Source organism: Kitasatospora sp. NPDC056181 (assembly GCF_042266225.1).
Classification (GTDB): Bacteria; Actinomycetota; Actinomycetes; order Streptomycetales; family Streptomycetaceae; genus Kitasatospora.
The window spans coordinates 54076-76389 of sequence record NZ_JBHJUK010000004.1; the positions used below are offsets into that span (position 1 = coordinate 54076).

Here is a 22314-nt window from a genome sequence, read left to right on the forward strand (position 1 = left end):
TCGATGGGCTGGTTTGGGCGGCGCCGCCCGCTAGGGGGGGGGCCGGGCCGGGCCGGGTGGTGGCCCACCCGCGCCGGGCGCCCACCCCCCGGGATTGGCCGGGCTCGCCCGGGATCAGCCGGAGCCGCGGAAATCCGGCCAGGCCGGAAGATTCCTTCAAGTGTTCGGAACTGGAGCCCCGCCGCCTCCGACTGCTGTACCGGACGCCGCCGCCGAGGCGGTGTCCGGAACAGCGCGGGGAATCGGAGGAGCACCATGTCGGCGCAACAGCCGCTGGCCACGGGTGGGCTGACCAGGGACCAGGCGGCACCCGAGGACCGGTGGAGCCTGGTGGTGGCCGCCGGGCTGCTCTCGTTCGTGGCGATGCTCGACATGAACGTGGTCAACCTCGCCCTCACCGACATCGCGGACGGCCTGCACGTCTCCCCCACCACCGCGCAGTGGGCCGTACTGGGCTACCAGCTCCCCCTGGTCGCCCTGCTGCTGCCCGCCGGGCGCTGGCTCGACCAGGTCGGCGCCCGCTCCGCCCTCCTGCTGGCGGTCACCGGCTTCGCGCTCTGCAGCGTGCTCGCCTCCGTCGCCCCGTGGGCGAGTTGGCTGGTGGCCGCCCGGCTGGCGCAGGGCACGTTCGGCGCGGTGCTGTTCGTGCTGATGCCCGTGCTCGCGGCCACCGCCGTCCGGCCGGAGCTGCGCGGACGGGCAATGAGCGTGCCCGCCACGCTCGGCCCGCTCGGCGCCGTCGCCGGACCGGTGGTCGGCGGCCTGCTGCTCGACCACGTCGGCTGGCGGGCGGTCTTCCTGGTCAAGCTGCCGATCTGCCTGGCCGCGCTGGTGATCGCCCACCGCAACGCCCCGCACGGCGGCAGGCTGCGGCTTCCCGACCGGGGTTCGCTCGGCGACGCCGCCCTGATCGGCTCCGCCGTGGCCGCCGTCCTGCTCGGACTCACCCTCGCGCCCGACGCGCCGGCCTGGCTGCTGCTCGCCCTGCCCGCCGCGCCGTTGGTCGTCCTCTGGCTGCGCCGCCCCGGCGGCCGGCCGGTCGCCGCCGTGCTGCGCGAGTCCGGCACCGCCGCCGTCAACGGCTCGGTGCTGTCGCTGGCCGCCGGGTTCGCCGCCACCCACTACCTGCTCGCCCAGCACCTGCGCCGGGACGACGGCATCAGCGCCACCACCACGGCCCTGACCATGCTGGCGTTCCCGCTCGGCATGGTCCTGGCCGGCCGTTTCGGCGGGCGGCTGGCCGACCGCTGGGGCGCCCGGCCGACCGCGCTGACGGGTGCGACCGTCACCGCCGTCGGCATGCTGCTGCTCGTCCCGATCGACACCGGCTGGTCGCCGCTCGACATCTCCTGGCGGCTCGCGCTCGCCGGGACCGGCATGGGCCTCAACGGCGGCCCGGTCCAGGCCCTGGTGATGACCGCCGCCAGGCCGCAACAGCTGGCCACCGCCGGATCGGCCGTCCAGCTGGCCCGCAGTCTCGGCTTCGCCCTCGGACCCGCCCTCGCCACCGCGGCCTCCCTGTCCGGCCACGGCGCCACGACGGGCGTCCGCGCCGGGCTCGTCCTCGCCACGCTGGCCGCCGTCCTGGCCGTGGCCCTCCTCTCCCTGCACCACCGCACCGACCGCGCGGGCACCTGACGCCCCGACCGCGCGCACCACGGACCACCGACCGGAGGAACCTTCGCATGACCGACACCGTCCACGATCCGACCGCGGGAGGGCCGGCCGACGACGCGCCGCGCTGCCCGTTCGGGTACGACGAACTCCCCGACCCGGTACCGCTGTACGGACCGGAGTACAAGCGCGACCCCTATCCGCTCTACCGGCGGATGCGCGAGGCCGGCCCGATCCACCGGGTGCGGTTCCCGAGCGGGATCGCCGCCTGGCTGGTCACCGGCTACAAGGCCGCGCACGAGACCCTCAACGACCCCCGGCTCGGCAAGAACCACCGCCTGGGCAACGCGGGTTGGCGCAGGCTCGCCTCGATCATGCCGGAGCCGCAGCACTCGCAGCTCCAGGTCCACCTGCTGCACCAGGACCCGCCGGAGCACACCCGGATGCGCCGGCTGGTACTGGACGCGTTCGCCCCGCGCCGGGCGGAGAGCCTGCGCCCGCGCCTCCAGGAGCTGGCCGACGCCCTGGTCGACGACCTGCCGGAAACCGGCGGCGCCGACCTGGTGGCGGGCTTCGCGGCCCACTTCCCGTTCCGGGTGCTCGCCGAGGCGATAGGCCTGCCGCAGGAGCTGGCCGTCCGCTTCGACCGCGACTGGGGCAAGGTCGTCCAGCCGGTCGGTCCGCTGGACCCGGGCCGGCCGGCCTACGAGGGCCGGCTGCGCGGCCTCCAGGCGTACATCGCCGACGTGGTCGCCCACAAGCGCGCACACCACGACCCGGCCGGGTCCGACGTCGACCTGCTCGGCCGGCTCGTCGCCGCCCGCGACGCGGGCGAGTTGAGCCCCGAGGAGCTCGACTCGATGGTGTTCCAGCTGCTGGTGGCCGGCCAGGAGCCGGTGACCAACCAGATCACCACCATGCTGGTCACCCTGCTGCGCCGCCCCGACCAACTCGCCCGGCTGCGCGAGGGCATCGCCGTCGACCCGGGCCTGCTCGCCCGGGCGGTGGAGGAACTGCTGCGCCACGACTCGGCGTTCGAGCTCACCACCTGGCGCTTCCTCGCCGAGGACGGTGACCTGCACGGCACGACCGTCCCGGCCGGGGACTCCGTGATCGTCTCGCTCTGCGCGGCCAACCGCGACGACGAGCAGTTCCCGGACGCCGACGTCCTGGACTTCGACCGCACCCCCAACGCCCACCTGGCCTTCGGGCACGGCATCCACTACTGCCCCGGCGCCGCCCTGGCCCGGGTCGAACTCCAGGTCGCCCTCGGCACCCTGCTCACCAGGCTGCCCGGGCTGCGCCCGTCCGCCGCGCCCGGCGAGGACCTCGAATCGCTCGCCTGGGTGCCCGCCGTCCTCGCCCGGGGGGTGAACCGCCTGCCGGTCGCCTACGACAAGCGGGCCTGACCCGCCCGACCACTTCCGGCACCCCCTCAGCGTCCCGGCGACCAGTGCCGGGGCGTGGCTACGCCTGCCCCGAAGCCCGTCCACCGTTCCGTGGAGGATCACCATGCCGCCCGCCGGCACCGTTTCCACCGACTCCCAGACCGCCGACGCACCGGCCACGGCCGACCAGGGCGCGGCCGGCCGGCCCGCCGCGCCGGCCGCCGCTGCTCCGTCCGGCGCCACACCCTCCGGCGCTGCACCCTCCGCCGCCGCGCCGGCCGCCCCTGCCCGGTCCGTTCCTGCCCAGGCCGTTCCCGCCCCGTCCGCCGCCGCACCGGCGTCCGTGCCAGCCGGCGCCGTGACGGACCCGCGGGAGGTCGCCCGGATCTCCGCGGAGATCCTCGGCCTGCTGCTGCCGCACCGCCGCGCCTCCGACCCCGAGGTGCACGCGACGCCCGCCGACTTCCCGCTCCAGCTGGAGCAGTTGGCGGATTTCCTCACCACCGGCGACCCGGTCCTGTTCACCCTGCCGGGCTTCCCCTGCAAGTCGCCCAACCCCGCCAAGGTGCTGAGCCACCTGCCCGACGAGGGCGAGCGGCTCTCGCTCACCTTCCTCAACGGTCTCTGCGAGGAGATCGGCAAGCTCTACGAACCCGGCGCACAGATCCTGATCTGCTCCGACGGGCACATCTTCGGCGACCTGATCCACGTCCCCGACGACCACATCGACCAGTACTCCGACGAGCTGACCGCGATGATCGAGCGCGAGGGCCTGACCCACCTCGCCACCTACGACCTGCGCGCCGTCCTCGGCGACCTGCCCTTCGACGAGAAGCGCGCCCGGGTGCACGACCGGTACGCGCCCACCCGGGAGGAGCTCCGCGAGCAGGTGATGACCGACGAGGAGACCCTCAAGCTCTACCGCGGCATCACCCGTTTCCTCACCGAGGACACCATCGGCTTCGAGGGCAGCCGGTCCGCGCTCCAGCGCGAGTGCCGCCGGCGCGCCTACGGCGTCATCCAGCGCAGCCGGGCCTGGGGGGACCTGATCGCCGAACAGCACCCGCGGTCCTTCCGGCTCTCGATCCACCCGCAGAAGGCGGGCGTCCTGAAGTTCGGTATCCGACTGCTGGAGGCCGCCGACGCCTGGATGACGCCCTGGCACTCCTCGGTGCTCCACCGTCCGGACGGCCGCTGGGAGTTGATGCGCAGCGAGGAGGCCGCCCGGGTCGGCCGCCTGGTCGAGCTGGGCGGCCGCCCCAGCCACTACGAGACCTCCTGAGGCTCCATCAGCCCGTCCGGAAGTGACGGCGCGGACGCGGGCGTGCGGTGGTCGAAGGCGATCAACGGGTCACCGGTGAGCGGGTGTTCGACCACCGCCGCCCGCACACCGAACACCTCGGCGAGCAGGTCGGCGGTCAGCACGTCCCGCGGCGCCCCGGACGCGACCAGGGTGCCGTGGTGCAGCACGTGCAGCCGGTCGCAGACCGAGGCCGCCGCATTGAGGTCGTGCAGTGCGACCAGCGTGGTGCGGCGCTGCTCCCGCAACAGTGCGAGGAGCTCGACCTGGTGCCGGACGTCCAGGTGGTTCGTCGGCTCGTCCAGCACCAGGACGTCCGGCTGCTGGGCCAATGCCCGTGCCAGCAGGACGCGTTGGCGTTCACCTCCGGAGAGCTGGGCGAACCGGCGGTCGCCCTCGTCCGTCATGCCCACGCGCTCCAGCGCCCCGGCGACGATCCGGTGGTCCTCGGCGTCGTCCGCCGCGAACGCCCGCTTGTACGGGGTGCGGCCCATCGCCACCACCTCCCGGACGGTCAACTCGAAGTCCTCGCCGCGCTCCTGGGGCAGGGCGGCGATGTGCCGGGCGGACTGCGCGGGGGTCAGTCCGGCCAGCTCGCGGCCGGCCAGCAGGACGCGCCCGGCGCTCGGCCGCAGGTGCCGGTAGACGGTGCGCAGCAGGCTGGACTTGCCGCTGCCGTTCGGCCCGACCAGCCCGGCGATCTCGCCCTCCTTGGCGACCAGGTGGACGCCGGCCACCACCGTCCGCCCGGACAGGGTGACGCTCAGGTCCTCGACCGCGATCCTCAATTCCGCTCCAGTCGTCGGTCCAGCAGGTAGAGCAGGGTGGGCGCGCCGAGCAGGGCGGTGACCACGCCGATCGGCAGTTCCTGGGTGTCCAGCGCGGTGCGGGCGATGGTGTCGACCACCACCAGCAGCACCGCCCCGGTCAGGGCGGAGAGCGGCAGCAGCCGGCGGTGGTCACCGCCGGCCAGCAGCCGGCAGACGTGCGGCACCATCAGGCCGACGAAGCCGATCGCGCCGGAGACGGCGACCAGGACGCCGGTCAGCACGCTGGTGACGACGAAGATCTCGCGGCGCAGCCGGGTGACGTCGACGCCGAGTCCGGCCGCCGTCTCGTCGCCCATCAGGAGCGCGTTGAGCCCCCGGGCGCGGGCCTGGAGCAGGCCCAGCCCGAGGGCCACGGCGGCGGCGGGGACGGCCAGTTGGCCCCAGACCGCACCACTGAGGCTGCCCATCAGCCAGAACAGCACGCCCCTGGTCTGCTGTTCGTCGCTGGTCTGCAGGACGAGGTAGCTGGTGAAGCCGGTGAGGAACTGGCCGATGCCGATGCCGGCCAGGACCAGACGCAGCGGGGAGAAGCCGCCACCGCGCCGGGCCAGCAGCCAGACCAGGGAGAAGGCGGCGAGTGCGCCGAGGAAGGCGGCCAGCGAGATGGTCAGCCCGACGGCGCCGCCGAAGGCCATCTCCAGGCCGAGCCCGCTGCCGAGGACGATCACGGCCACGGCGCCCAGCGAGGCGCCGGAGGAGATCCCGAGCAGGTAGGGGTCGGCGAGCGGATTGCGGACGAGTGCCTGGACGGCGGTGCCGACGAGGCCGAGCCCGGCCCCGACCGTCGCCGCCAGCAGGGCGCGCGGGACGCGCAGCTGCCAGACGATGAGGTCCCGGGTGCCGGGCTCGGGTGCGCTGCCGGTGAGCCGGTGGCCGATCACCGACCAGACCTCGCCCGGGGGGATGTCCACCGACCCCAGGGAGACGGCGGCGGTCAGCGCGGCGACCAGGGCGAGGGTGAGCACGGCCGCGAGCGGCCCGGCGCGCATGGTGCGCATGGTGCGCGTCCGGGGCCGCCCGGTGGTGGTAACGGTGCCGGCGCCGGTGGTGGTGGCGCCTGTGTTGGTGGGGGCGGTGTTGGTGGCGCCGGTGCCTGCCGGTGTCACGGCCTACCGGCCGTTCTTGACGAGGTCCGGGTGCACGGTGGCGGCGATCTGCCGGACGGTGTCGGCGTTGCGGACCCCGCCGATGGTGGTGACCTCGGACCCGATCCGCAGGAACCTGCCGTCCTTGACGGCCTTCAGGCCCTGGGTCGCGGGGAAGCCCTTCAGGAACGCCTCGGCCTCGTCGAAGGCCTTGCGGGTCTCCTCCTCGGTGCCGCGGGTGCGGACGGCGAGCTGGATCCAGTCCGGGTTCTTCGCGACGACGTCCTCCCAGGAGACCGGCTTGAAGTCGGCGTCGCAGTCCGCGAACACGTTGCGCGCGCCGGCCAGGGTGATCACCGCGTTGGCGACCTGCCGGCCGCAGACGGCGACCGGCTGCTTGGTGCCGGCGTCGAAGTCGAAGAAGAAGTAGCCGGGCCGCTGGTCGGCGGGGACACCGGCGGTCGCGGTGCGCACCTCGCCCACCGTCCGCTCCATCCCGGTGACCAGCTCCTCGGCCCTGGCGCCCGTGCCGGTGACCGCGCCGAGGCGGCGCAGGTCGTTCTCGACCTCGGCGAGGTCGGTGCGCGGCCCCTTGGCCGCCTTGGGCGTGCCGGAGCAGGCGGTGGAGAGGAGGTAGACGTGCTGGATGCCCGCCGCCGTGAACTCCTCCTCGCTCGGCCCGGCGCCCGCGCCGCCCATCATCGGCATCGACCCGAAGGCGTCCACGTAGAGATCGGCGCCGGAGCCGAGCAGCTTCTCCTTGGCGATCCCCATCTCGCCCAGCACCGGCACCTTGGTGCCCTGTTCGGCGATCGACGCCGGCAGGCTGCCCTTGCCCGGCGGGAACCCCGTGCCGACCACGCGGTCCCCGGCACCGAGCTGGAGCAGCATCTCCAGGCCGGCGGCGTTGCTGGTGACGATCTTCTTCGGCGCCTGCTTGACGGTGGTCTCCTTGCCCGCGCAGTCGGCCACCTTCACCGGGAACGCGCCGGCGGCGGCGGTCTGCCCGCCACCGCCGCCGCTTCCGTCCGTGCTCCCTCCACCGCCGCTCCCACACGCCGTGGCGAACAGGGCAACAGCGGCCGCGATACCGCAGAACACGCGAGGGCGCATGAGAACTCTCCTGGTCAATGGTCGTGCTCGGGCCCGTCCTACGAACCCGGACCAGGTAGTCGGCCGCCACCCCCGCCCGGTTCCCGGGACTTGAGGATCGTTCGGATCGGCGGGCAGGGCCGGGCGCGCCCGGCGGCGCCGGCCGGGGCGGCGGCAGGGCCGGGCGAGGCGGTGGCAGGGCCAGGCGAGGCGGGGGCAGGGCCGGGGCCGACGTACCCGCGTCAGGCGGGGCGGCGCCGGGGTCGGGGCGGCGGGCCGTCCAGCCGGGCGAGGGCCGTGCGTACCGCGATGCGTCCGGCGGCGTGGAACGACCGGTCGCGCGAGTCGACGTCGTGCACGACGGTGCGGTGCACGACGACGGCCACCGCCACCCGGCCCGCGGCCGTCCGCCCGGCCAGTTCCTCCTGCATACCGGCGGCCAGGGCCGCGTGGTACCCGGCCAGTTCACCCGGCGTGGGGCTGCCGACCACGGTGGCGTCGCGCGCGACCTCCAGGACGAAGCCTTCCTCCCAGGGCTCGAAGTCCACCGTGACGTCGGCGAGGTCGCAGGGGCAGCCGGCCTGACGGGCGTACACCGCACGTACGCCCCGGACCGGCTGCGGCGGGAAGGTCATCGGCTCGGCGTCGTCCATGGGCCGACGGTAGTCCACCACCGGCCGCGGGCACTCCATGGGCCGGGAGGAGGGGGCGGGAGACGGGAGGCGGGGGCCTGGAGACGGGAGACGGGAGGCGGGATTCGGCGCCCGGTGCCGGGCGGGGGCGGCGAGGGGGTGGGCAGGCCTTACGGTGGGCGGGTGCCGCAGACCGTTCTCCCGCCCCGCGATCCCTCCGGTCCCCCCGTGGACGACCTCGGGCGGCCCGTGCCGCTCGGACCGGGGCCGGTGAGGCGGGTGGTGTCGCTGGTCCCCTCGCTGACCGAGGCCGTCGCCGTCACCGCCCCGGGGCTGCTGGTGGGCGCCACCGACTGGTGCTCGCACCCCGCCGACCTGGTCGTGGAGCGGATCGGCGGTACCAAGAACCCGGACGTCCACCGGATCGCCGCGCTCGCCCCCGACCTGGTCATCGCCAACGACGAGGAGAACCGCCGGCCCGACCTCGACGCGCTGCGGGCCGCCGGCCTGGCCGTCTGGGTCACCGACATCCGCACGCTGGACCAGGCGTTCTCCTCGCTGCACCGCCTCCTGACGGCGGGCTGCGGCCTGCCCCGCCCGGCGTGGCTCGACGCCGCCGAAGCCTCCTGGGCCGACGTCCGGCCACTGCCCGGCGCCGACCGCCTCCGCGCCGTCGTGCCGATCTGGCGCCGCCCCTGGATGGTGCTCGGCCGCGACACGTTCGCCGGCGACCTGCTCGGGCGCCTCGGCGTCGACCTGATCCACGCCGGCCACCCCGAGCGGTACCCCGCCGTCCCGCTGCCCGAACTGCTCGCCGCGGAAGCCGACCTGGTGGTCCTTCCGGACGAGCCGTACCGCTTCACCGCGAACGACGGCCCCGAGGCGTTCCCCGGTGTCCCGGCCGCGCTGGTCAGCGGGCGCCATCTGACCTGGTACGGACCGTCCTTGGTGGAGGCGCCGGGACTCCTGGCGGAGCAGCTGGCACGGGCGTCGGCGCACGGGCACGAACGGCGGTGAGTTTCGCGCCGGACCCATGGCAGGCCCACCGGTCAGGGCGATGATCCGACCGTCGTAGGATGTCGCCCTCTCGCCGGGACGGCCGGTGACACAGGGGGGCGGAACAACATGAAGGTGCGTGCTTCCCGGCAGGCGCTGGTCCTGGTGTCGGCGGCGGCCGTGTCCACGGCACTGCTGACGGGCTGCGGCAGCAAGAAGGCGGACGACACCGCCGGGGGACCGCCGGCACCTGCGGCGGCCACCGTCACGGACGCCCCGCCGACCACCGCGCCGACGGCCACCACCTCGCCCAGCGCGACGACGAGTGCCACCGCCTCCCCGAGCGCGAGCGCCTCGCCGAGTGCGACTACCGGCAAGACCGCCAAGCCGAGCCCGACCGCCTCGGCGAGCAGCGCCAAACCCACCACCGCCAAGCCCGCCGACCCCGCCCCGAAGGCCGCACCGGCCCCCGCTCCGGTGGCGGTCGCGGCGCCCGCGCCGACCCCCAAGCCCGGGCCGGTCGCGCCCCCGCCGCCGCCCGCGCCCGCCACCCCGCACGTCCCGCCGCTCCAGAGCGGCTGCACGCCGAGCAAGCCGCAGCCCGACGAGCCCAAGGAGGCCGTCGCCACCGCGCTGACCGCCGCCGCCGGCCAGACCCGCACGCTCAACCTCAGCAGCGGCGGCACCGACAAGCTCCCGCCCCTGCCGGTCAACCTGGTCAAGGCGATCGCCTGGCAGGAGAGCGGCTGGCAGTCCGGCATCCTCGCCTGTGACGGCGGCATCGGCACCATGCAGATCATGCCCGCCACGGTGAGCTGGATGAACAGCAAGTTCGGGACGACCTCCGACCCGAAGACGCTTCCCGGCAACGTCCAGCTCGGCACCCAGCTGCTCAACTGGCTGGTCGCCTACTACGGCGACTCCTCCTTCGGCGGGAAGTACGACCTCTCCCCCGACCCGGCCACCGGCAAGACGCCGCTGCTCGACCTGGTCGTCTCCGCCTACAACGCGGGCGCGGGCAACGTGCACTACAACACGGTCACCGACCCGGCCACCGGCACCACCACCGGCAGCCTGGCCATCCCCAACCCCGGCTACGTCGCCAGCGTCAAGGCGCTGATGTCCAGCGCGCCCTGGAACAAGGCGGGCTGAGCGGGAACGCTCCCCCGGTCCGCCGAAGGGCCCCGGGGCGCCCCCGGGGCAACCCCGCCGCCGCCCCGGGTCCGACGGCGCTTGACGCCGGCGCCGGGCGGAGGCCCGGCACCGGCGAGCCGACGGGACTGCTTGCAGCGCAGGTCACGCGTCCGGCAGCCTCCCCGGATGACCTCCTTCGCACAGCGATATGCCGCTGGTGACCACGAGGCCGTGTGGGCGGACATGCGCCGCCTCGGGCCGGTTCCCGATGCCCTGTCCGAGGACTGCGCGACCGTCGCAGCGGAGACGATGCGCAGGGTCCACCGTGATGTCGGCCGCCTCGGCGATGCAGTGACGGAACTCGGCCTGGTCCCGATCGCGGGACTGGACGCGCTCAAGCCGCCGACGCCGGCCGACCACGTCGAACTGGACGCACTGGCCGGGGAGGTCGGCGCCCTGCCCTTCGCCCTCGACGCCTGTCTTCGCCACATCGGCAGGGTGGTGCTCGCCGGGGACTGCCCCGCGGTGGACCTGACCTGGGCGGAGGGGGACCAGTACGACGTCGCGGGTCTGTACCCGGATCCGCCGGACGTCGAGCACCTGCGCTACTGCTGGGACGGGCACCGTGAGCCGCTGCGGGACCGTCCCGGGTCGGAGGAAGCCGGATTCCTGTTCGAGTTCGCCCCGGACGAGCTGCACAAGGCCAACATCAGCGGCTCGACCCACGACATCCTCCTCGCGGAGGCGACGGCCGACCCGGTCATCCGGGGAGTCGAAGGCCGTCCGGGCATCACCCTGGTCGAGTACCTTCGCCTCTCCATTGCCTGGGGCGGACTGCCCGGCTGGTCGTTGCGACCCGACCGAGCACCCTCCGCCCTGGCGGCGCTCCGAGTCCGCCCGGACTTCTGACTCCGAGGAGCACGGAGGTGCCGCGCCGCCCCGCGTCGCCCCGCTCAGCCTGCACGGATTCCCGGACACGCAGGAAGGCGGCACCACCGTACGAATTCGGTGGTGCCGCCTTCCGTCACCCTTCAGCCCTGCGGCTGTGGCGCCTGACCGATCCGGCGGGCGATACCGGCGATCCTGCCGCCGCTCCGGTCAGAGCCGGTCGGAGGCAGTCAGGAGTCAGAGGCAGACAGAGCTGGGTCGGCGTCAGGCGCGCGCGGCCGTGACGGCGGCGCCCAGCGCCTCCTTGATGCGCGGGCCGAGCCGGGCGAAGCCCAGCTCCTTCATCGCGGCCCGCAGCAGCTCCTCCTCGCTGCGAACCACACCGTCGCCGTCCACCCACCGCACCACGGCGAGCAGTTCGTCGGCGGAGTAGGCCGTGACAGGACGGCCCGGCGTGAAGTCGGGCTTCTCGGCCCGGGCGGGGACCTCCGGCTCGACGACCGGCTCCACAGCCTCCGGCTCGGGCAGCTCGGGCAGCTCGGCCACGACCGGCTCGACCTCGGCCACGGGCTCCACCTCGGCCTCGGCAACCGGCTCGACCTCGGCGACCGGCTCCACGACCTCCGGCTCCGGCACCTCAGTCACAACCGGCTCGACCTCAGCCACGGCCTCAACCTCGGGCTCGGGCTCCTCGGCAGCGGCCTCAACCTCGGGCTCGACCACGGCCTCGGGCTCGGGCTCCTCGGCAGCGGCCTCAGCTTCGGTCTCCTCGACCACCACCTCAGCGGCAACCGGCTCCGCTTCGGCGACGGGCTCTGCCTCCACGACGAGCTCGGCCTCGGCCTCGGCCTCAACTGCCGTGTCCGGCTCAGTGGCCTCGGCCACTGCCTCGACCTCGGCGACGGGCTCGACCTCGGCAACCGGCTCCACAACCTCCGGCTCGACCTCCATGGCAGCCTCGGCCTCGACCTCGGCAACGAGCTCGACCTCGGCAACGGGCTCGGCCTCAACAACCGCTTCCGGCTCAGTGACCTCCACCTCGGCAACCGGCTCCGCAACCTCCGGCTCGACCTCCATGGCAGCCTCGGCCTCGACCTCGGCCTCAACGACGACCTCGACCTCGGCAACGGGCTCGGCCTCAACGACGGGCTCGACCTCGGCGACCGGCTCCACAACCTCCGGCTCCGACACCTCGGTCACAGCCGACTCGACCTCGGCAACGAGCTCGACCTCGGCAACGGGCTCGGCCTCAACCTCGACAGCGGGCTCGACCTCGGCGACCGGCTCCGACACCTCGGCAGCAGCCTCAGCTTCGGTCTCCTCGGCCAGCACCTCGACAGCAACCGGCTCCGCGACCTCCGGCTCGACCTCCACGGCGGCCTCGGCCTCGACCTCGGCTACGACCGACTCGGCCTCGGCCAGGGGTTCGGCCTCGACCTCGGTCTCCTCCGCGTGCTCGACCTCCACCGCGGCCTTCACCGGGATGATGTCGACCAGGTCGTCCGCCGCGGGGGACGGCGCCGGCAGGGTGACGACGGGCTGGATTTCGACGGATTCCTCGGCCGTGGGCTGCTCGTCCTCGGCCACCTCGACGACCTCGACGTCGGCCTCGGCCACCTCGACGGCCTCCGGCCCGGCGACCTCGACCTCGACCTCCACCTCGGCCAGCGCCTCGGCGGCGTCCTCCCGCTCCGTCAGGCCGTCCCGCTGCCCGCCCGCCAGGGCCTGACGGGCGTTGAAGGCGGCCTCGGCGGCGCGGCGGTCGGCGCGGGCGGCGGCGAGCTCGGCGAGCAGGTCGCCGAGGCCGGCCTCCTCCAGGGAGGTGCGCAGGGAGCGGATGGTGGGAATGCGGTAGAGGGTGCCCTCGTCGGCGGCCAGGCGCTCGACCAGGTCGATGAGCTCGCCGAACGGCAGCGCGTCGAGGTCACGCTCGGGCAGCAGGCGGGCGAGGTCGCGCAGGCCGGTGCCGATGGCCTCGAAGGCGGCGGCGGTGCGCTCGGCCAGGGCGCCGTCGGCCGGCGGGACGGGCAGGGCGCCGGACGGGGCGAGGAGGGCCCAGGCGCGACGCTCGATCTTTGCGGAGGCGAGTGCCTCGTGGAGTTCCTCGGGGCGCGCCTTGCGGCCGTCGGCGGCCAGCGCAGCGGCCTGCTTGCGCAGTGCACGACCCTTGAAGAAGGAGAGCTTGATGCCGCGCTCACGGCGCCAGGCGCGGTCCGCGGTGGCGGCGACGAGCGCGTCGAGGTCGGCCTCGTAGGCGGCACCGGTCAGGGTGGACGAGGTCTGGTGGACGCGCTGGAGCGTCTCGGCGAACAGGGCGGCGACGGCGACGGTACCGGGCTCGCCGAGCTTGGCGTCGGCGGCGAGTGCGGCGACGGCCTCCCAGGTCTGCTGGAGGTCGCGACCGCGCAGCTCGGCGAGGACGGTGGAGGCGGCGCGGGCGTCCTCGGGAGTGGCGACGGTGTCGACAGCCGCGTACCAGGCGTGGGTCTCGGCGGTGAGGGTGAAGGCGCCGAGTTCGGCGTAGCGGCCGAGCTCCTCGCGGAGGTCGGTGTCCGCCGCCTGGCTGCGGGTCTGCTCCAGGTCCGTGGCGTCCTTGGCGTCGTTGGCGTCGGCGTCGGCCACGGTGGCGGCGTCGACGGCCTTGGCATCGGCGGCGTCGGCCGCGTCGGCGTTGCGCGAGTGAAGCACTGTCATGTGAGGTCCGGTTCTGGGCGACTGCGGCGGGGCGGGCGGCGAGGGGGACGGCGGACCGGGTGCGCACGGAGGCCCCGGCGGGTGGGGCTGGGGGTGCGCGGTCGGCCTACCGGTTGTGGAGGCCAAGAATACGGGTGCCCGTTCGAGCCTTGCACGCACCCACCGCTCGACGGACCGGTGTCGCGTGCCACACCGCCCGCCTGGCCGCTACCCGGGAGGTCCGGGCGGGTGGTGCGGGGCTGGGCCGGGCGGGTGACCGGGCCGACGGCGCAGGCCCTCCACCGGCACGCTCCGGGTACGCCGACCGAGCGGCGGCCGGTAGCCGGATCGGGCGAGGGTGTCGAGGGTGACCGGCGCGAGGTACTCGTGCAGCGGCGTCCGGTGCCACCAGGCTCCGGTTTCGCGCAGTTCGCGCCAATCGGTGAACCGGTAATGGTGGAGGGTCGCCCGGACGTGGGTCGGCGGGGCGTCGGGGAAGGGGTTGTGGCGCAGCAGCCGCAGGGTGGCCGGGTCGTTGGTGAGCAGCCGCGCGACGAACGGCAGGAACCAGGGCCGGGCGTAGGCGGGCGAGATGCCGGCGAACCACATCAGCCAGTCCAGGCGCAGGTGGTAGGGGGCGTACTGGCGCGGGAGGCGGCTCACGTCGCCGGGCTTGCCCTTGAAGTCGTACTCGCGCCAGACGGTGTGCCGGGTGACGGTCGGCTCGTCGGTGCCCTCGACGACGACCTCCTGGCGGATGCGGTTGACGCTGCCGAAGGCGCCGTAGGTGTTGACGAGGTGGAGGCGGTTGAAGGAGCGGTTCATCACCTGCCGGCGCGAGACCAGGTTCCGTACCGGCCAGTAGCTGAGGACGGCGACGACGACGGCCATCGCGATCACCACGGCCTCGAACCAGCCGGGGGTGCCGCCGTACGTACGCGGGTGAACGGGCAGGCCGAGCCGGGCGGGGTCGACGGCGGCGAGGGCGAGCGTGATGGTGAGCCAGTTGAGCCAGGCGAAGTTGCCGGAGGCGACCAGCCAGAGCTGGGTGGCCACGATCACGCAGGCGGCATAGGTGGCGACCGGCTGCGGGAGGAAGAGGCCCACCGGGACGATGAGTTGGGTGAAGTGGTTGGCCGCCGCCTCGACCCGGTGCAGCGGCGCGGGCAGGTGGTGGAAGAACCAGCTGAGCGGACCGGGCATGGGCTGGGTCTCGTGGTGGTAGCGCAGGCAGGTCAGGTCGCGCCAGCAGCTGTCGCCGCGCAGTTTGATCAGTCCGGCGCCGAACTCGACCCGGAAGACGAGCCAGCGCATCAGCCACAACACCAGGACGGGCGGGGCGGCGGCGTCGTTTCCGAGGAAGGCGGCCAGGAAGCCCGCCTCCAGCAGCAGGGACTCCCAGCCGAAGGAGTACCAGGTCTGGCCGACGTTGACGATCGAGAGGTAGAGCACCCAGAGCAGTGCCCAGAGGAGTACCGAGGCCCAGAGCGGTACGGCGTCGCCCAGCCCGGCGACCAGGCCGGCGGAGACCGCGGCGCCGGTCCACGCGACGGCGGCGAAGAAACGGTCGCTGTAGTGGAGGTGGAAGAGGCCGGGGGCCTGGCGGAACGACACCCGGGCGGTGTAGCGGGGCACGGGAAGCATCCCGTCGGCACCGATCAGCGCTCTGAACTGGGCGGCGGCGGCGAGGAATCCGGTGAGGTAGACGGCGGCCAGCAGCCGTTGCACGAGCAGCCTGCTCAGCCAGTACTCGGGGGCGGCGAACCAGTCCATGCGGCCCATGCCTACCACCGGCCCGGGCCGCCGGGCGTCCGCCCGGGTGTGCGGCGGGGGCGGTTCACCCGGGCGGCACTCCTTCCCGTTCCCGGCGCGAGCCAACGGCGGGCGGAAGGCGGCGACCTCGGGCGCCGGGCGGCCTCGGGCGCCAGGCGGCATCCGGCACCGGCCGACCCCGGCGGTCCGAACGGTTCGGCGCCGGGGTCATGCGGCCGGGATCGGGCGGTGAGGCCGGGGTCAGGCAGTGGGACCGGGGTCAGGCGCTGGTCGGGGCGGTGGGGGTGAGCTCCAGCTCGTCCAGGGCGTTCACGAGCGGGGCCAGCTCCGGAATCCCGGTGGCCTTCGCCAGCGTCGCCTCCAGGGTGGCGTCGTGCACCGGGCGTGCGGCCTGGAGCAGTTGGCGTCCCTCCGGGGTCAGCTCGGTGTAGATGCCGCGCCGGTCGTCCGCGCAGAGGAAGCGGCTGAGCAGGCCGCGGTCCTCCAGCCTGGTCACCAGGCGGGTGGTCGCGCTGCTGCTCAGCGCTGCCGCACGGGCCAGTTGCTGCATCCGCATGTGCCAGCCGTCCTGCCGGGAGAGGGCGTCCAGCACCGTGAACTCGACCACCGAGAGCTGGTGCTCGGCCTGCAACGCCTTCTCCAGCGCCGTGTCGATGAGTCCGTGCAGCGCGGCGAGCGTACGCCACCCGCGGGCGCGGATCTCGGCGGCATCGTCGTGGATACCCATGGCTCGCCCTTCTCTTCCCGGTCCCGTCACTGGTGTCGGCGCCGGTACCGTGTCCGATCCGGGCCGATGGTATGACGACCGGTCGAACGTCTCCCGTCCACCAAGTATGCCATTCGGCGCGGTTTACCTGCCTGTACAAGTACTTTTCCTTATGGGGCGGATGTGACCTCCTCCCCCTGCCGCGCCCAGCCGCCCGCGCAGAGCGCCGAGGCCAGCTCCTCGCCGTAGCAGGCCGCCGCCAGCCACGCAGTGGTGAACGCCTCGTGATCGTCCGCCACCACCCGGCCGAACACGTCCCGCGGCTGGTCCCCCGCCGCAGCGCACAGCCCGCCCAGCAGCAGCGCCCCCGTCGCGAGTCCCGCCGCCCGCAGCCGTGCCCCGTCCGCGTCCAGCGTCCCGGCCTTCCCCGTGCCGAGGGCGAGCGCCGGCCGCCCGCCGGTCACGGCCTGCTCGACCCGGCGGGTGAGCAGGTGGACGGGGACGTCGGGTGCGTCGGAGCCGTCCGAAGCCCGGACCGAGACGGCCGGGCCGGCCGGGGCCATGGGGCCGACCGGGTCGACGGGGTCGGTCGGGTCGTGAAGGCGCTCGGGGACGGGCCCCGGGAGGGGCTGCGGGAACGGCCCGGCGAGGCGTTCGGGGAGGGAGATGTCGGCGGTCTGCAGCCGCTCCAGGCCCAGGTTGACCCGACCCGCCCGGTCGGCGGGAAGGGCCAGCGACGGGAGGCCCACCTGTTCGTGCAGCCCCGCCTGTCCCGGCCCGTCCGGGGCCGGGGCGAGCGGGGCCGGAGCCACCGGGGCCGGGGCCACCGCGAGCAGGCGCAGTTCGGGGCGGGCGGCCCGTTCCAGTCGGCCGATCACCCGCAGCCGCAGGCCCGGCGCGGTCACGAGCAGCGCCAGATTGCCCCGGAACGCCAGGCCGGGGTGGTCGTGCGCCGCGCGCAGCGCGACCACCAGGCCGTCGCAGTCGGCGAGCAGCCGCACCGGACCGGCCGCGCCGTGCGGTGCGGCGCCGAGCAGCGTGACGTCCAGGAAGAGCAGGTCGCTCCCGGCCGGCCGGCTCTCGTACGGCACCGTCGCCGCCGACAGGGCACGCTCCACCTGCGTGGCTGCCGGCTCCGCCCAGAGGCCGGCCGCCGGCTCCGCCGTCCACGCGGCACCCGCCGCGCGGACGGCCTTCACGGAGGCCCCCGCGCCGAGCCGCCCGTTGGCGGACCTGGTCGCCCCCTGGACGACCAGCCCGGCACGGCTGAACTCACGATGGCTGAGCAGCGCGTCGCCCAGCCGGACCGCCCGGCCGCCGGCGCCGACGGCCTGCGGGGCCGCGGCCGTGGCATCGGCGTGCGGCATGACCTCCGCGATCGTGCTCAGCCGCCCGGTGGCGTCCACCGCCCAGGTGAGCACTCCCGCGTGGGTGGCCGTCAGCACCGGCTCGGAGAACAGCCCGTACAACCGCAGGCCGCCCGCCTCCGCGTACGTCTGCCGGGCGGTGCCGCGCAGGTCGGCGGTGCCGCCGTGGCCGTTCACCAGGGCCGTGGTCAGTTCGAGCAGCTCGCGCACGGCCGCGACCAGGTCGGCGAGCCGGTGGTCCGGCTCGCCCGAGCGTGCCGCGCGGATCCTGGTCACCACGGCCACCGCCGCCGCCGACGGCCGGTGGAGCCCCGCGAGCCGGGCCCGGTGCCCCGCGCGGAGCAGCTCCGCCTGGACCACCGCCCCCGCCCCGCCGACGCCGGCGGCGAGGACGGCGGCGGCGGCCCGGTGCAGGTGCCGGAGGGCGGCCGACTCGGCCGGGGTGAGCGGTGCGTCCGGCCCGGGGGCGGCGGCCGGAGGCTGTTCGCCGCCCGCCTCCGCCGGTGCGGCCGCTGTCGTGACGCCCTCCGGTGCGGCCCCTGCCGTGGCGTCCGCCGGGGGCACGGGCTCCTGTTCGTCCTCCGCGAGCCGGCAGACGGTGACCGCTGCCGCGCGGTGCACGCAGGCGGGCGCGAGCAGGCAGCCGCAGCGGACGCCGGCCTGGTCGACGACCACTCCGCCCGGCGCGTGCAGGACCAGCTCCGCCTCCTCGTCCACCGCGACCCGCCAGTCGTCGCCGGAGCGCTCCACCGGCCGCGCGGCCAGCTTGGCGGCCGCACCGTCCAACCGCTTCTGCAGGCGCGCCGACAGCCCGCCGACCACCTCGGCGACCACCTCCGGCCGCACCGCCGGCCACGTCGTGTCCGCTTCCATCGATGCCGTCATCGGATCTTCTCCCCCACCCAGCGGGCCAGTTCGAGCGGGCTGAGCGCCGCCACCGGCATCCCGGCCGCGACCAGTTGGCTCGCGACCGCCTTCGAGTACCGCGCCGTCCCCGTGTCGTCGAGCGCGGCGCAGCCGAGCAGCCGGCAGCCCGAGTCGACCAGCGCCCGGGTCTGTGCGAGCAGCCCGCCGACCGGGCCGCCCTCCTCGAAGTCGCTGATCACCGCGACCAGCGTCCGGGACGGCACCGTCACCAGCTCACGCGCGTACTTCAGCCCGCTCGCGATGTTCGTGCCGCCGCCGATGCGGACCTCCAGGAGCAGGCTCAGCGGATCGTCCACCCGCTCGGTCAGGTCGACGACCTCGGTGGAGAACGCGACGAAGTGGGTGCTGAGCGCGGGCACCCCGGCCAGGATCGAGGCGGTCAGCGCGGCCCACACGGTGGACGACTCCATCGACCCGGAGACGTCCACGACCAGGATCAGCCGCCAGTCCGCCGCCTTGCGGGCCCTGGTCCGGAAGACGGGCCGCTCGGGGACGATCACCGTCCCGCCGTGCTCGTCCCCCGGTCGTGCGGGGCGGGCGGTGGCGAGGTTGGCCCGGATCGTCCGGTCCAGGTCCAGCCCGCCGCCCGGCCGGCGGCTGGGCCTCGGGACGCTGATCCCGGTCAGCGCCGGGCGCAGCCTCGTCGCCAGCTCTCGGGTGAGCTCGTCCACCAGCCGTCGCACCAGCGGGCGCAGTCCGGCGATCCGCGCCTCGGGCAGCCCGCCGGCGTGTTCGAGCACGGTACGGAGCAACTCGACGGAGGGGCGGACGGCATCCGGGTCGATCGCCTCCAGCGCGTCCGTCCGGCCCTGCGCCGCGGCCGCGGCCAGCACCTCCTCCCGGATTCCCGGCCCGAACAGCGCGGCCAACTCCTCGCCCCACTCCCGTACGCCCGGATACGGCGCCTCCCGGCCGCCCCGGTTGCCGCCCGCACCGCCCCGGCCCTCCAGCCCCGGCCCGGAACCCTCCCCGCGGCCGGTGCCGTACAACTCGTCGAGCGCGGTGGCGAGCCGGGCGGACCGTCCGGCGAGGCCGCCGTTCCCCGGCCGCCCGAGCAGCAACCGCCACCGCTCGGCGGGGGCGAGCAGCTGGGCGGGTGCGTCGGTCCGGGCAGAGGCGGTGGGGGTGGTGGGGGTGTCGGTGTCGTGGGTATCGGGGGTGTCGGGGGTGGCGGTGTCGGCAGGGGTGGCGGCCGGAGCCGGGCGGTCCGGCGTCGCGGCGAACGCCTCCGGGAGGAGGCCGCGCCGGCCCAGGGCGGCGCGGGCCGCGAGGTCGGCGCGGGCCCAGCCGGCGAGCAGCGCGGGCGCAACGGCGTCGGGCAGGGCGTGCAGGCGGGTGCCGAGCCGCTCCTCGACCAGGACCAGCAGCCGGTCACGGGCGGCCGGGCTGAGGGTGTCGAAGCCACCGCGCAACGCGGGCAGCCGGTCCAGGAAGCCGGTGTCCGGCAACGTGGTGACCCGCTCCAGCACCGGTTCGAGCACCTCGGGCGCGGTGTCGAAGAGCCCCTCGGCCGCCGTCAGCAGCCCGACCAGCGCGCGCCCGAGAGCGAACCGGCTTTCGGGGCCGGTGGCACCGTCGACCCACGAGGCGGCCCGGCCCCCGAACGCCGTCGGAGCGTCCTGGCCGAGCAGCACCCGTACCGCCCCCGCCGCACCACGGATCAACGGGCTCCCCCCGTCGGCGAGTTCGGCCAGCGTCCGGCCGAGCCGGACCCCGCCCGAGCGGTCGGCCCGGCGCGCGAGCTCCACCAGAGCACGGGCGTCCGCCGGATCGTCCGACCCGCCCAGGCCCTCCAGCTGACGCACCGCGGCGGTGGTCAGCAGCTCCCCTGCGGCCGCCAGTGCTTCGGCGGACACCGGGTTCAGGTCGGCTGAGGGCGCGGCCCCCTCGACCGGACCGGCCGGCGACGGGGAGGCGGAGGCCCCGGCCCGGCGAACGCCCACCGGAGGAACGGGCGCCGGCCCGGGTGCGCCGACCGCCTCGGCCGCCGCGGCATCGGCCGCGTCGGCCGGGCCGGACGGATCCGGGGCGAGACCGGGGACGTGGCCCGCGGTGAGGCGGTCGAGGAGGGCGAGGGCGTCGAGGAGTTCGGGGAGGGCGGCGGTCTCGGGGAGGACGGTGGTGAGCTGGCCGAGGCGGGTGCCGGCGAGGGCGGGGAGGCCGCAGGCGGCGGCTTCGGCGAGGCCGGTGAGGACCTCGCGGGCGGTCGGACCGTCGCCCTGCTGTTCGCGGCGCAGGCGTTCCCGCAGGGCGCCTTCGGCCGCCTGGGCCGGGGTCACCCCGCGGGTGCCGGCGACGGTGAGCATCGCCGCGGTGGCCGGGGTCCACTGCACGCGCCAGCGGGTGCCCATGGTCTCGGTGCCTCCGGCGCCGGTGGTGGCGACCGGCTCGGCGTACGGGACGGCGCAGGCGGTGAGGCGGTGGAGGAGCAGCTCGCGACGGCGGTCGAGGGCCGAGCGCAGCGGGTCGAGGCGGAGTTCGCGCGGTCCGGCCTCGGCGGTGTCGGCGGGGCCGGGGAGGCCGAGCCGGGCGAGGAGGGCCTCGACGGCGGGCGCCAGGCCGCTGCGCGGAGCGCCGGGGGCGGCGCGACCGGTGCGGGTGCCGACCAGGACGCTCTCCAGGGCGCGGGCGACGGCGCGGCCCCGGCCGAGCGGTTCGCCCTGGGCGAGGACGGTCTGCACGGCCTCGACCAGTTCGCCGCGGCCGGGGGCGGCGAGGCCGCGCAGGCGGGCGAGGTCGCCGGCGAGGCGGACGATCTCGCGGGCGTCGGCGGGGCCGGAGGGGTGGTCCTGGGTGCGCAGGGCCTCGCAGATCCGGACGGCGGTGCGGACGAGCGCCTCGGCGAGGTGCTCCGGGTCACCGCCGGCGGCGAGGACGGTGTGCTGCCACTCGGGATCGCGGATGCCGGCCGGGTAGCCGGAGCGGGCGTCGAGCAGGGGGTAGGTGTAGGGGATCAGCGAGACGACGTGGCCGCCGTCGGGCACCGGCCGCGCCTCGGCCGCCGCACCGTCCTGCGGGTCGGACTGTGAGTTGGCCTGCGGGTCGGCTTTCACACCGTCCCGCGGATCTGGCTGTGGGTCGGTCGGCGGATCGAGCAGCGCGGGTGCGTGGAAGGCGCCGACCACGGCGGCGACCCGCCGCCCGCCTGCCGCCGCGGCCCGGATGCGCGCCCGCATCCACTCCTCGCGCCGCAGGTCGTACCGGTCGATGCCGGTGCGGGCGGCGGCGTCGTGGCGCATGGCCCAGCCGACCAGCAGTGCGGCGCGCCGGACGGCCTCCGGGGTGGAGCCGGGGGCCGCGGTCTCGACCAGGCGGTCCCAGAGGTCCTCGTCGTCGTCGCGGCCGGTGAGCCGGTGACGCAGCGCGTCGGCGACCCCGGGGTGGCCGCCCTCCCCCGGCGCGTCGGCCGGGCCGTCGGCGTGGGCGGAACGGCCCTGGCCCCGGTGGGCGAGCGGCAGGTCGCAGGCGAGCGCCTCCACGCCGTTGCGCCGGGCCCACCGCAGCGCGGCCAGCTCCGGGGAGAAGTCGGCGAACGGGTAGAAGGCGAGCCCGGACGCACCGTCACCCGCGGGCTCCGCCGCGCCGCACCCGGCCCCGCCGGGGGCGGCGGCGAGGGCGACCGGTGCCTCGGTGGACTCGTCCGCCAGCCAGCCGAGCCACGGCTGGAACTCGGCGGGCAGTTCCACCAGCACCACCTCGGGGCGGGCGGCGTCGAGCAGCGCGGGCACGACCGCGCTGAGCGAGGGGGCGTGGTGCCGGACCCCGATCAGGTACGGCCCGGGCGTGGCGGTGCCCGAGGCGGCCAACCGGGCCGCCTCCGACTCCACCACCCCCCGCGGGTCGGCCGGCACCCGGCGGGGGTCGTCGGCGTCCGCGCCGTGGGCGTGGACCACGCTGCTCGTCGTCATC

Annotated in this window: 15 protein-coding genes; 6 read left to right on the plus strand and 9 right to left on the minus strand. The window is 75.5% G+C overall.

What is annotated here, in order from left to right:
* The first annotated feature begins 255 nt into the window (after positions 1–255).
* The 3 genes from ACFC1F_RS03240 (at position 256) to ACFC1F_RS03250 (ending at position 4284) form a co-directional block, all read left to right on the plus strand.
* Entirely contained in the window at positions 256–1638 is a 1383-nt protein-coding gene (locus ACFC1F_RS03240; RefSeq protein WP_376155284.1) for an MFS transporter, read from the plus strand.
* Between the two features lie 47 nt (positions 1639–1685).
* The gene (locus ACFC1F_RS03245; RefSeq protein ID WP_376155286.1) at positions 1686–3023 is read left to right on the plus strand and encodes a cytochrome P450; all 1338 of its coding nucleotides are present in this window, start codon (positions 1686–1688) and stop codon (positions 3021–3023) included.
* A gap of 103 nt (positions 3024–3126) precedes the next feature.
* The gene (locus ACFC1F_RS03250) at positions 3127–4284 is read left to right on the plus strand and encodes an L-tyrosine/L-tryptophan isonitrile synthase family protein (RefSeq protein ID WP_376155287.1); all 1158 of its coding nucleotides are present in this window, start codon (positions 3127–3129) and stop codon (positions 4282–4284) included.
* Here ACFC1F_RS03250 and ACFC1F_RS03255 read toward each other — a convergent pair.
* The 4 genes from ACFC1F_RS03255 to ACFC1F_RS03270 form a co-directional block, all read right to left on the minus strand.
* On the minus strand, positions 4269–5090 hold the full coding sequence (locus ACFC1F_RS03255; RefSeq protein ID WP_376155289.1) for an ABC transporter ATP-binding protein: 822 nt from the start codon (positions 5088–5090) through the stop codon (positions 4269–4271). The two genes, ACFC1F_RS03250 and ACFC1F_RS03255, sit on opposite strands and share 16 nt — an antisense overlap.
* The gene (locus ACFC1F_RS03260; RefSeq protein ID WP_376155402.1) at positions 5087–6130 is read right to left on the minus strand and encodes a FecCD family ABC transporter permease; all 1044 of its coding nucleotides are present in this window, start codon (positions 6128–6130) and stop codon (positions 5087–5089) included. Before ACFC1F_RS03260 ends, ACFC1F_RS03255 begins: the two co-directional genes overlap by 4 nt.
* A gap of 111 nt (positions 6131–6241) precedes the next feature.
* Positions 6242–7330, minus strand: coding sequence for an ABC transporter substrate-binding protein (locus ACFC1F_RS03265; RefSeq protein ID WP_376155290.1), 1089 nt, complete (start codon positions 7328–7330; stop codon positions 6242–6244).
* Positions 7331–7551: 221 nt separating this feature from the next.
* Positions 7552–7962 carry a hypothetical protein gene (locus tag ACFC1F_RS03270; protein WP_376155292.1) on the minus strand — a complete coding sequence of 137 codons (411 nt, stop codon included), beginning with the start codon at positions 7960–7962 and terminating at the stop codon, positions 7552–7554.
* 207 nt (positions 7963–8169) lie between these two features.
* On the opposite strand from ACFC1F_RS03270, the gene ACFC1F_RS03275 reads away from it, so the two are divergent.
* From ACFC1F_RS03275 to ACFC1F_RS03285, 3 genes are all read left to right on the plus strand, one after another.
* The gene (locus ACFC1F_RS03275; RefSeq protein WP_376155294.1) at positions 8170–8958 is read left to right on the plus strand and encodes a helical backbone metal receptor; all 789 of its coding nucleotides are present in this window, start codon (positions 8170–8172) and stop codon (positions 8956–8958) included.
* 108 nt (positions 8959–9066) lie between these two features.
* Positions 9067–10089, plus strand: coding sequence for a transglycosylase SLT domain-containing protein (locus tag ACFC1F_RS03280; protein WP_376155296.1), 1023 nt, complete (start codon positions 9067–9069; stop codon positions 10087–10089).
* A gap of 168 nt (positions 10090–10257) precedes the next feature.
* Entirely contained in the window at positions 10258–10980 is a 723-nt protein-coding gene (locus ACFC1F_RS03285; protein WP_376155298.1) for a hypothetical protein, read from the plus strand.
* A 243-nt stretch (positions 10981–11223) separates the two neighbouring features.
* On the opposite strand, the gene ACFC1F_RS03290 is transcribed toward ACFC1F_RS03285, so the two are convergent.
* The 5 genes from ACFC1F_RS03290 to ACFC1F_RS03310 form a co-directional block, all read right to left on the minus strand.
* Positions 11224–13653: a hypothetical protein gene (locus tag ACFC1F_RS03290; protein WP_376155299.1), complete on the minus strand. Its 2430-nt coding sequence runs from the start codon at positions 13651–13653 to the stop codon at positions 11224–11226.
* Positions 13654–13860: 207 nt separating this feature from the next.
* Positions 13861–15405, minus strand: coding sequence for a lipase maturation factor family protein (locus ACFC1F_RS03295; protein WP_376155404.1), 1545 nt, complete (start codon positions 15403–15405; stop codon positions 13861–13863).
* A 259-nt stretch (positions 15406–15664) separates the two neighbouring features.
* A complete protein-coding gene (locus ACFC1F_RS03300) occupies positions 15665–16132 on the minus strand; it encodes a MarR family winged helix-turn-helix transcriptional regulator (protein ID WP_376155301.1) in 468 nt (155 codons plus the stop codon).
* A 149-nt stretch (positions 16133–16281) separates the two neighbouring features.
* A complete protein-coding gene (locus ACFC1F_RS03305; protein WP_376155303.1) occupies positions 16282–18363 on the minus strand; it encodes a hypothetical protein in 2082 nt (693 codons plus the stop codon).
* Positions 18360–22313, minus strand: coding sequence for a DUF5682 family protein (locus ACFC1F_RS03310; RefSeq protein WP_376155305.1), 3954 nt, complete (start codon positions 22311–22313; stop codon positions 18360–18362). The genes ACFC1F_RS03305 and ACFC1F_RS03310 overlap by 4 nt, the downstream gene beginning before the upstream one ends.
* Position 22314: the final 1 nt, after the last annotated feature.